Here is an 8,139-nt window from a genome sequence, read left to right as displayed (position 1 = left end):
GGCGAACGTGCGGACTTCCTGCCGGCGGCGTTTCCCCGGACCGGGGATCCGGATGCAGGCCTTCACGTCGGCCTTGCCGATGTCGAGACCGGCGCACCGCTCGACGAGTGTCTCCACTGGCCACCTCCCACCGTGTGTCAGGCGGGACGTCCGGGGAGACCGACCAGGCGAAGAAGAAGCTGAGTCACGTGCTCGCAGCAACAGTCACGGGTGCCTGAAGGCGGCCTCCAGCGTCCGACTGCAACCCGGGCTCACAGCACCAAGTACTAACGACGTCGACCGAACGCCCCACCACATTTTCACCCTGTCCCGGGTGGCCCCACCAGGGGCCATGACGGACTGCAACCTGCTCGCGCACCCGCTCGTCGAGGTGCGCGAGGGTGCCATCACCCGCACCCTGCACGCGCGCGAGGTATCCGGCGCCGCGAAGACGGAACTGTGGAAGACGGCCGACACGGCCTGGCCGCATTTCCCCGAACACTGCGCCCGCACCGACCGGGAGCCGCCGATGTTCCTCCTGGGCTCCCGCTGAACCCGCACCGCCCTCTCCCTTTCGCCCCATGCCGTCTTCCTCCCCGTGCGACCCAGGAGGTCTCCCATGCCCGTCTCCAGCCGTGCCTGGCATCTCGCCGCCCGCCCGATCGGCGAACCCAAACCGACCGACTTCGTGTCCGTCACCACCACGGTCGCCGACCCCGGACCGGGTTACATCCTCGTCCGCAACGACTGGCTGTCCGTCGACCCGTACATGCGCGGGCGCATGGACGAAGGTGAGTCCTACATCCCACAGTTCGAGCTAGGCGAGGCAATGACCGGCCACGCGGTCGGGACCGTTGTCGCCTCCGGAGCCGACAACGTGCCGGTCGGGTCAACCGTGTCGCACTTCCTGGGCTGGCGCGAGTACGCGCTGCTCCCCGCCGGCGTCGAGGTGCTCGATACCCGGCTCGCCCCCGCCCAGGCCTACCTTGGCGTGCTGGGTATGACCGGGCTCACCGCCTACGCCGGCCTCACCCACATCGCCCCGGTCCGACAAGGCGACGTCGTCTTCGTCTCCGCCGCCGCGGGCGCAGTCGGGTCAGTCGCGGGCCAGATCGCCAGGCGCCTGGGCGCTGCCAAGGTCATCGGCTCGGCCGGCGGCCCCGGCAAGGCCCGGCGCCTCGTCGAGGACTTCGGCTACGACATCGGGCTCGACTACCGGGCAGGCGACCTACCCGGCCAGCTCACCAAGGCCGCACCCGAAGGCATCGACGTCTACTTCGACAACGTCGGCGGCGACCACCTCCAAGCCGCGCTCGGCACGATGAACCAGCACGGGCGCATCGCCCTGTGCGGTGCGATCTCCATCTACAACAACGCCGAACCCCCACCCGGCCCGAGCAACCTGCCGCTTGCCATCGGTAAACGCATCACCCTGCGCGGCATGAACGTCGGCGACCACTACGACATCGCCACCGACTACATCCAACAGGCCACCGACTGGTTGCAAGACGGCTCGCTGCGTACCGCAGAGACCATCCTCGAAGGCATCGACAAAACCGTCGAAGCCTTCCTGGCCATGATGCGCGGCGCTAATACCGGCAAGACACTCGTCCACCTTCCGTAAGGTTCTGTCAGGCCGTTGATCATATGGATTTGGGGGCGTGCCACCGGGCCGTGTGCTCAGCGCCCCACCCAGGCGCCCGACCCGAAGCGGGGGCTGTCCGCCGCCGCGCGTCGCGGAGGACAGCCGTAGACGACGTCAGCTCCTGGTCCCGCGACCTGCCGGGTCGGATCCCCCGCCCGGGCGTCGGCCGGCACCGCGTCGGTGATGGCCGACCGGCCGCGGTTCGATCTCGTGTCAGCGAGCGCTCACGATATCGAATCCACCGACGACCTGGGCGCCTCTCTGGGTCAGCGCGGTTTTGGTCATGCCGCGCGTGGCGTAGGAGGGGTCGGCTCGCCGGGTGGCGATGTACTGGTCGATTTCCGGGCCGACGAGCAGGACGCGGAAGCGGTAGGTGAGGCCTGCGGCTCCCGCGTAGCCGAGCCGTGCCTTCTGGAAGGTGTGGCAGCCGGTCCCGGGGAGCGGGTAGTTGTCGCGGTAGAAGTCGACGTCGGCGCCTTTCGCGCCGGATTTGTCCTGGGTGTTCGGGAGACCGCGGGCGACGATGATCAGATGCTTTCCAGCCGGGATGGTCCCCGAGATATCGACGGCGAGCGTGATGTTGGCGTTGTCGAACTCGACCTGGAGCCGGTAGGAAGCCGACGCCACCGTCAGTCCCTGGACGCTGCCGGGCTCGACCACCGGCGCCGCGGTCACCGTGCTGGCGTCCATCGCGGGCGGCTCGCAGGACGCCGGCGTGCCCGAGCCGGACGGCGTGGATGTCACGGGCTTGGGGCTGGGTAGCACGCCGGGCCCGGACGACGGGGGCTCGGGGACGGGTGCCTGGCTGTCCGGCAGATCACCCGAAGCCGACTGAGCAGGTCCGGGCGGCGTGTCGTCGGAGCCCCCACCGATCAGGCCTGCCACGCCCAGCGTTGCCCCCACGATCACGAGGACCGCGACAACGATCGACGCGGCGATCACTGGCCAGCCGAAGCTCGGCCTGGGTGGAAGGCCGCCGCCGCCAACCGAAGGTGGATACCTGCCGGTAGAGGATGACCCTGTCGAACGGTCGGGCGAGTTCGTCGGTTGCGGCTGTGACAGCGGCCCAGGAGTCTGTACGCCGCCACTCGACGCGGCGAATGTCTCATTTGCCGGGAACTGTCGAGAGGCTGCGGTCAGAATATTGAGCCGCCCATCCGGCATCACTCCGTTGTCAACCAGCCTGGCGACCGCGCGCCAGTACTCGGCGACCGCGTACCCCTGCATCGTCGGGATACGGGCGACCGGGAATCCGGCATCCCGCAGCAGGCTGTCGGCACGTTCGGGTGTATCGAACAGCGCCGCGAGCATCTGGAGTTCCCGCTCGGTCAGACCAGGTTCGATCATCGGCCACCTATGGCTTTCATGTAAATAATTTTCGGTTCGCGACTCTCAACGGTGCCCGCGACTCGGAAAATCGACCGCGACCAGTACCCTTCGCGGATCGCAATGGCCGGCCGGCGCATGATCAGGCGCACGGCCGGCAGTGGAGTTCAGACGGCACGCCAGCACCTGGGCGGCGGATGAGGTCAACCAGGATTGGCCGGTACCCGGCCGTGAGTCGGCGCATCGGGCTGGAGCAGGCGTGACATGCCGCGAAGTCTTCTTCGCACGAAGCCCCCCAACTTCGTGGGCGCGACGCCGCCCCATAGGAATGGCGTGCGCGCGCGATCTCACCTAGGTGAGCCGAGATACCCAGAGGTCGCCCGCATCAGGCGGGCGGCTCTTCGGCCGAAGATTAACACGGCATCTCCCGGTACGTCCATGTCATCCCGCGTGTGTTTTCCGGGCGGCGACCACGAGTCTGCTGGGGGAATCACCCGCTCCGGCGAACCGCGTAGAAGTTCTGCGACGCACATTGATGTGCGCGGACTTTGACTGGCCCGCTGTGGAGGACTCGCCCGGAAACATCTTGGGCAGCGGAGGACCCGAACCTGGCCGGCTGGGCCCGCTGGGCCTTTCCGCGTCCACAGTCCGCCATCGGTTCCGCCGGGACAAGCCGGTCGCGGTCGCGGTCGCGGTCGCGACGGACTCAGCCGCGCGGGACGGCGACAGCCGCGAGCACCTTCTCGACGATGTCCTCGGCGCGGTGGCCCCCGAGAACGGCGGCCGAGGAGAGCGACAGCCGGTGCGAGAGGACCGGGACGGCAAGCCGCTTCACGTCGTCCGGCCACACATGGTCGCGGCCTGAGCGTCGAGCGAGGACCTGGGCCGCGTGGAGCAGGCCCACGCTGGCGCGTGGGCTTGCGCCAAGGGCGAGGCAGCCGGCCAACGCCGGCGGCGGCGCGACCGCGTCACGGCCCGGGGGGCCGTCTCGTCGGCCTCGTTGTCCCTGGCCGGCGCCCACCGAGGACCGGGCAGGCTGCGCGGCGGGCCGGGCCACCAGCGCGCGGGTCATCCGGGTGACCTGCAGCAGGTAGGCATAGACCGCGTCGGACACCCTGGTCCGGCGGGCCAGATCGATGAGCCCGAGCACCTGCGCCGCAGTCGTCACGGCCGGCACCGGCCGGGGATCCTGTTTCCTCCCGCCCCGCGTGCCGCGGCCCAGAACCTCGCTCACAGGCACGTCTGTCGCGCTGGACGATCCGCCGTCGACCTTGGCGGCCAGCACCCGCTTCTCGGCGTCGAAGTCGGGGTAGCCCATCCGGATCCGCATCAGGAACCGGTCCAGCTGTGCCTCCGGAAGAGGATAGGTGCCGTCCATGTCGACCGGGTTCTGGGTCGCGACGACGAGGAACACGTCCGGCAGTGGACGGGTCATCCCGCCGACGGTGACCCGTCGTTCCTCCATTGCCTCCAGCAGGGCCGACTGGGCCCGCGGGGTGGCGCGGTTGATTTCATCCGCCAGCACGACGTTCGCGAACACCGGTCCCGGCCGGAACTCCTGCCCACCCGTTCCCGGCAGATAGACGTCCGTCCCGGTGATGTCGCTGGGCAGCAGGTCGGGCGTGCACTGTATTCGTTTCATCTCGGCGTCGACGCTGGCAGCCAGGCACCGGGCCAGCAACGTCTTGCCGACGCCGGGCAGGTCCTCGATGAGCAGGTGCCCGCCGGCCAGCATGCAGGTGACGGCGAGTTCCACCTGATCTGGCTTGCCCTGTACCACCTGGTCAATGTTGGCGACAATCCGGTCGAACGCCGTGACGAAGTCACCCGCGCGCATTCCATCCCCCGTACTTCGTGTGTTTGTCGCTGTCTGTCGTCAACGGGCGGCCGGCGGCCGGCGCCGTGAACCGACCGCCGACCCGGTCTCGCCGGGCGGGCCGGGCGGCCGCGTGTGGGCGGCCCGGGGCGTGTGGGCGAGAAGCGCGGTCACGCAGGCGTCTCGGTGCCGCCAGGCCGTGCTGGCCCGCATGTCATCAACGGCGGCGGCGGGGTCGTAGAGTGCTGGCCCGGCCAGCCCGGCCAGCGCGCGCAGCGGACCGCCAAGGCTCGACCCCGCCCGGGCGACCGCGCCGTCGACAAGCTCACCGATGGTCAGCTCGGCGCCGACGGGCAGGCCGGCCCGGCCCAGCGCCTCGACGGTGTCGCGCCAGGCGGCCAGCAGCCGAGCCGCGGGACCTCCGCGTGTACGCCGCCACCAGCGCCGCGCACGGCGTGTCACCCGAACAAGCACCGCCATTGCCACGAACGCCAGCAGCAGTGCCAACAACAGGGCCAGCAACAGGGCCAGCAGGAACAGTGCTGGCCGTACTGCTCGTTCGCGCGCGCTCCGGGAAGAAATCGAGTTCACCGTGGGCGGTGCGGATGGCTTGTCGCCGGGGCTCTGCTGGCGAGTGGGCGACGCCCGGCCGCTCGGTTCGTCGTCGGGGAGCTGGCCGCTGGGCGCGGTGGCCCACCCGCCGACGGCGGGGTCGACCGCGCGCCCGCCGAGCGGGCCGACAGCGAGGCCCGCCGTCACAGCCGCGCCGCCGAGAACGGCGACCAGCGCCACGGCAGCCAGCGCCCGCCGCCGGCTCGTGGGCCGCGAGTCGTCAGTCGGCCGCGGCCGTACGCCTGGATTCCGCTGGTCACGGTGCCCGAGCAGGAAAACCGCCGTCAGCGCGACGACGCCGGCCGCGGCGCCCACCTGCCATCCCGTGTGCCGGAACGCCAGTACGTTCGCTCCCACGGCCACCGCAAGCGCGGGCAGCAACGGAGTAAGAGCGCCGGTGGCTCGGCGCGTCAGCGCCGTCCCGGTCGCGGACGCGAGCCAGACCAGGGCCGACGGTACGACAGCGAGACTGGCCCGACCGCCACCGGAGCTCCTTGCCTGGGAGATCAGATCCGCTGGGCCCTGCGCCAACGCAACCGCGAGGTCGCGCAGGTCCGGCCCGTCCGGTACCCCGTACAGGACGCCCAGGCTGATCGTGAACCAGCCGAGCACGGACGTCGGCACGGCCAGCCAGCCGGCGGGACCCGATGGCCACGGCGCCGCGGCGAGCAACGCCGCGAGGACCGCGCAGACGAAGATCAGGCCAACCGGCCGTGGTTGGCCGCCCACGGCGGGCAGAAATCCGGCAGCGGCTGTGAGCGACGCAGTGGCGACCACGGCGATGGCCCCGGCGTCGCGGCTCACCGCATCCGTCCCGACGTCAGTTCGTCGAGGCGGCGCCACAGATCCGGGAGATCGGCCGCCCGGTCCAGGCTGATCGTCGCCACCGGATCGCCGCCGCCATCGCCCGGCTCCAGGCGCGCGTCTGGCCGGGCTGCGCCCGTCCGGATCAGGATGACCGGGCCGGTCCGGTGGCCGCCTGCCACCATCGGGGCCTCGTAGGCACGTACGCCGGTGACGACGACGAGCAACGCGCTGGTCTTCTGGGCGTCGCCGCGGCGCAGGGCCCTGAGCGCGTCCGCCAGACCGGTCGGGTCGCTCGAGCCGGCGGCGTCTCCTGGGCGCGGCTCCTGCACGCACAACGCGGCAAGCTGGTCGAGCAGATCCTCCTCCCGCCCGGTCGAGCCGCCGACGGGCCAGGCCAGTCCGCCCGTCGTACGCAGCCGTACCGGCAGGCGGTGGCCTGCGTACGCGTGCGCGACCGACGCGGCGACCTCGACGGCGTCCTCGAACGCGGCGTCCCCCGCCGCGCCCTCGGTGTAGGCGAGACGCCGCGTATCGAGGAGCACCAAGGCCGCGGCCGTCGTGGGGTCGACAAAAGTACGGACCTGCAGCGTGCCGGTACGTGCCGACGACGGCCAGTGCACCCGCCGGGTGTCGTCGCCCGGCACATACTCGCGCAGCGTCTCGAACTCCGCCAGTCCTGGCCGGGGAAGCGAGCGCGCGCTCCCGTCGGACCGCTGGTGGTGTGACCAGGCCAGTGGCTCGATCTCGTACCGACGCGGCCGAACGACGAGGGTCGTCTGCTCACCGACCAGGCGAGTTCTGGCCAGTAACCCCAACGGGTCCCGGCGAACAGACACCGCGGGTCCCAGCCCCCACACCCCGCGTCGCGTCGCCACTATCCGGGTACTCACCGTCACCATCCGGCCAGGTCGCAGCCGCTGGACAGGCAGGACGATCGGCGCGAGGCCGTTCGGTACATCCAGCCGGCCACCCGGGCGGACACGCCGACGCCGGTTCTGCGCCGTGGCCGTGACCGTCACCAGGTCGTCGCGGGTGACGGAGGCGTGACTGTGGAGCGTGACAGCCAGCCCGTCGCGCCCGGCGACGGCGAGCACGGCCACGACGAGTGCCATCCCGAAGCCCGCCGCCAGTCCGACCAGGCCCGGGTAGCGCAGCGCGGAGCCTGCCGCCCCGAGCACGACGGACAGCGCCGCCACCCAGATCCCGGCCGATGTCATGCCCCGCCACCCCCTGTCGATCTGGGGGCCGCCGGGGTGCGCGGCGTCGGCGGCGTGGGAGCCCGCGAGCCGGTCGACGGCGGCGACATCGGCGACATCGGCGACGTCGGTGTGGCCGCAGGGCGCGACGGGGCCGGGCTGCTGGGGCCCGGAGTGTCGGCCGGCAGGTCGCGCGCGATCGTGAACGACCTGAGGACGACCGAGGGAGCGATCCGCGCCCAGTCGGAGTCCGAGAGCGAAGGCCGAGGGCAGGGCGGCGGCTTCCAGAGATTCGGAAGCTGGTCGGCCGTCGGCGACTCGACGAGCAGGATGTCGAACGTCTCCGCTGCCCCGTTGTAGAGGTTCGTCCCGCAGCCGTTACTCATGACCGCTTCGAACCCGCCCGCGGTCAGACGATAGTACTGCAGGTAGTGCTTCCCGTCGCGCGGAGCACGGCTGACAATGGCGATGGCTGTGCCGGACGGCAGTTCACCCTGAATCTCTCCGCGCAGGGTGTGTTCGCCGCTGACGTCCACGAGGTGCCAGCCGCCGGGCACGTTCTGCGGCTTCCCGTCCAGCGTCAGCCCGGTGATACTCGGCGGCGAGGGCTGCTTCCCGCCGTCTTCCGGGGTACCGGAAGGTCCTGTGCCTGTGCCGCCCGGTCCAGCGGGTTGGCCGCCATTGCCCGGTCCGGTGGGTTGGCCGCTGTTACCGGGCCCAGCGGGTTGGCCGCCATTGCCCGGTCCGGTGGGTTGGCC

At 71.1% G+C, this 8,139-nt stretch carries 7 protein-coding genes; 2 read left to right on the top strand and 5 right to left on the bottom strand.

What is annotated here, in order from left to right:
• Positions 1–331: 331 nt before the first annotated feature.
• Both AWX74_RS38475 and AWX74_RS38470 read left to right on the top strand, forming a co-directional pair.
• Positions 332–532, top strand: coding sequence for a nitroreductase/quinone reductase family protein (locus tag AWX74_RS38475; RefSeq protein ID WP_226932082.1), 201 nt, complete (start codon positions 332–334; stop codon positions 530–532).
• A 66-nt stretch (positions 533–598) separates the two neighbouring features.
• A complete protein-coding gene (locus tag AWX74_RS38470; protein WP_091287386.1) occupies positions 599–1,603 on the top strand; it encodes an NADP-dependent oxidoreductase in 1,005 nt (334 codons plus the stop codon).
• Positions 1,604–1,837: 234 nt separating this feature from the next.
• Here the strand turns inward: AWX74_RS38470 and AWX74_RS38465 are convergent, their stop codons facing one another.
• From AWX74_RS38465 to AWX74_RS39765, 5 genes are all read right to left on the bottom strand, one after another.
• Positions 1,838–2,971 (bottom strand): effector-associated domain EAD1-containing protein, encoded by a 1,134-nt coding sequence (locus AWX74_RS38465; RefSeq protein WP_091287383.1) that lies wholly within the window; start codon positions 2,969–2,971, stop codon positions 1,838–1,840.
• Between the two features lie 685 nt (positions 2,972–3,656).
• A complete protein-coding gene (locus AWX74_RS38460) occupies positions 3,657–4,787 on the bottom strand; it encodes an AAA family ATPase (protein WP_091287378.1) in 1,131 nt (376 codons plus the stop codon).
• A gap of 39 nt (positions 4,788–4,826) precedes the next feature.
• Entirely contained in the window at positions 4,827–6,182 is a 1,356-nt protein-coding gene (locus AWX74_RS38455; protein WP_091287375.1) for a hypothetical protein, read from the bottom strand.
• Entirely contained in the window at positions 6,179–7,402 is a 1,224-nt protein-coding gene (locus tag AWX74_RS38450; RefSeq protein ID WP_091287371.1) for a DUF58 domain-containing protein, read from the bottom strand. The genes AWX74_RS38455 and AWX74_RS38450 overlap by 4 nt, the downstream gene beginning before the upstream one ends.
• Complete coding sequence (locus tag AWX74_RS39765) at positions 7,399–7,938, bottom strand: hypothetical protein (RefSeq protein ID WP_131799661.1); 540 nt, start codon at positions 7,936–7,938, stop codon at positions 7,399–7,401. Before AWX74_RS39765 ends, AWX74_RS38450 begins: the two co-directional genes overlap by 4 nt.
• Positions 7,939–8,139 lie beyond the last annotated feature (201 nt).

The sequence above is a fragment of the Parafrankia irregularis genome, from assembly GCF_001536285.1.
Classification (GTDB): Bacteria; Actinomycetota; Actinomycetes; order Frankiales; family Frankiaceae; genus Parafrankia; species Parafrankia irregularis.
The sequence above is the reverse complement of the archived record's forward strand: the minus strand, read 5'-3'. Positions and strand labels throughout refer to the sequence as shown.